The following is a 2,479-nucleotide window of genomic DNA, read 5'->3' as shown; positions in this document are numbered from 1 at the left end:
TGTAACTGTCAAGGACAATTGTGCACTTTTTGCTAGATAACTTTGTGCACTTTTTTATTCAAAAATTGTTTCTCGATGTTTCATTCGATGACTCTCGCCATCCATATGAATGACTTCACATCTATGAAGAAGCCGATCAAGAATCGCTGTTGCGATTCCTTGATCTCCAAGCATCTTACCCCAGCTGTCAGGGCCTTTATTAGATGTTAAAATGATTGAACTCTTCTCGTATAAATCGCTAATCAACTGGAAAAAGAGATTCGCTTCGTTTGTCTCCATAGCCATGAACATCATATCATCAAGAATGACTAAGTCAGCTTGTCTCACACGTTTGAGGCGAATTGCCGACTTTCGAACATAACCTTCGGTTTTGAGCAAAGAAATCAACTCACCCATTGATACAAAAGCGACTTGTTTACCTCGCTCAATGGCTTCCAACCCTAAACCAATGGCTATATGTGTTTTTCCCACTCCAGGTGGACCTAAGAGAACGAGATTGAAAAGTTGGTCTAACCAATCGCATTCTCGAAGTTGATCGATTTGTCGTTTACTGAGTGACATTGATTCGATAGTATCGAAGTCCTCCAAGGACTTTTCAAAAGGAAACTGTGCCCATTTTAAATACTTCTGTCGTGTCTTTTCTTCTCGACGATGTTCTTCGTGATTACATAGTGCCACAAGTAGCTCTTGATAAGTCCAAGATTGCTGTTCTGCTTCACGCAGAAAACCTGGAAGAGCCTGAGCCGTTTCTGTCATGCGGAACTGCTTGAATTGCGATTGAAGGCTTTCTGTAGTACCTATCATTCTTTCCCTCCTAACACTTGTAGATATGACTCAACAGAACGTTCTACAGCGGTAATCGATTGATACCTTTCGGACAAACCATCACTCTCTATATCGTGGAGATTTGTCTGAAGTTGCCGACGAGCTAATTCGCTAGCCACATCTCTTAAGACATTTGCACTGAATAAATTTAATATGATACATTCATTCAACGCCTTGTCTAGTACGTTATTATTTTGTTCTATGACGGTTTCTATAACACGTAACTGATCTCTCATATGCCTTGGATACCTAATTTTGAGCTGGTTGATAAAAATGATCGCTTCCTCTTTATTATGGAAATGACTAAGTACCTTACTAATATGCTGCTCAAGTTTCTGTTTTCTTTCTGCTTCTCGTCCATGATCAGGGTCTTTAGTCAGCTTGCCTTTCCCTTTAGCCAGGGGATGATCGGCGAGTTGATGACTGCTTTTCAGTTCGAACACAGACAAACGATTATTGCTTATTACTACACGGACTTTAGTTGTTTTTCTTGGCCGATAGGTTCCGATTGGAACCGAGTAGTAATTAGACTTAAATTGAATCGTATTGTCTTTCAGAACGGTCTTTGTTATACTTTCATTATTCGAGAGAATAGGTTTATCAGAGATCGAGATGAGGTGTGACTTTTCCAGAGTGAACACGTCTATCGGTCTCTTTTTTATTTTTTCATGTTTTTTATAATTGCCTCTGCGAGTTAACCAGGACTCACATTGCTCCTGCCATGACTCAATGGAATAGAAGCGACGACCACGGGCGAAGTTGTACTTTACGAATTTAATGACGGCTTCGACTTTTCCTTTAGATTCTGGATCAGCGGCACGACAGACATGAACAATAAACTGTCTTTCCAGTACATAAGCCTGAAACTGTTTAGTAAATAAAATATCTCCATGATTTTCACTGACAATCATCAGCTTATCCTGATCATACACGATTTCTTCTGTTCGTCCTCCGAAGTAGTCAAAAGCATTCTCATGTGCCCGAATCACGTCGTTTGTCGTAAAGGGCTTCTCTTGCCACTCAGCGTATTTATAACGGGAGTGGGAAAGAACAAAGCCAATACAATAAAGCTTTACTCGACTATCAGTTAAGCCTCGTTTTACTGTTATTTCCCCAAAGTCCACCTGTATTTGCTTGCCGGGTGGTAATTCAGGCACCGCTTCGTAATTTCGATAGGTCAAAACCTTTGGAATACCGTAGGTTTCCCTGAGCTCTTTTACGTATGAACGGATCGTGCTTGGAGCTGCTTCGGTGTAACCGAACTGTTCATCTAACCAATCTTCGACTTGAGCCGCGGAAAGCTCCGGCTCATCATTTAGCCAATTTAAAATTGTCTCTTTAAAGGGATCAAGCTTTTTTGACCGAGTATTAAGGTTTTCTACCCAAGCGATTGCTTCATCTGGTCTTTTTTCTAAATCACTCCTAACGGTATTTCGATGTATACCAAGCATTCGACTTATTTTTGCATTTGAAAATCCTTTCTTTTTGTAATGATGTACTTTTGCAATTCTATTCACTTTTTTAAAATCCACCTTTTTCTTCTCCTTCCATTTGAAAAACTAACTCTTCTAGTTTATCAAATAGAACGAAAGTATGGGATAAAAGTGCACATTATTATCTAGCAGTAACTGCATAATACAGTTTAGCAGTCACA

Annotated in this window: 2 protein-coding genes; both read right to left on the bottom strand. The window is 39.7% G+C overall.

Annotation, left to right across the window (positions count from 1 at the left end):
• Window positions 1–54: 54 nt before the first annotated feature.
• Entirely contained in the window at window positions 55–804 is a 750-nt protein-coding gene (istB, locus tag CLV38_RS13445) for an IS21-like element helper ATPase IstB (RefSeq protein ID WP_026501800.1), read from the bottom strand.
• Complete coding sequence (gene istA / locus CLV38_RS13440) at window positions 801–2,357, bottom strand: IS21 family transposase (RefSeq protein ID WP_106196483.1); 1,557 nt, start codon at window positions 2,355–2,357, stop codon at window positions 801–803. The genes istB and istA overlap by 4 nt, the downstream gene beginning before the upstream one ends.
• Window positions 2,358–2,479 lie beyond the last annotated feature (122 nt).

It is taken from the genome of Alkalibacterium olivapovliticus (assembly GCF_003003275.1).
Lineage (GTDB): Bacteria > Bacillota > Bacilli > Lactobacillales > Carnobacteriaceae_A > Alkalibacterium > Alkalibacterium olivapovliticum.
The sequence above is the reverse complement of the archived record's forward strand: the minus strand, read 5'-3'. Positions and strand labels throughout refer to the sequence as shown.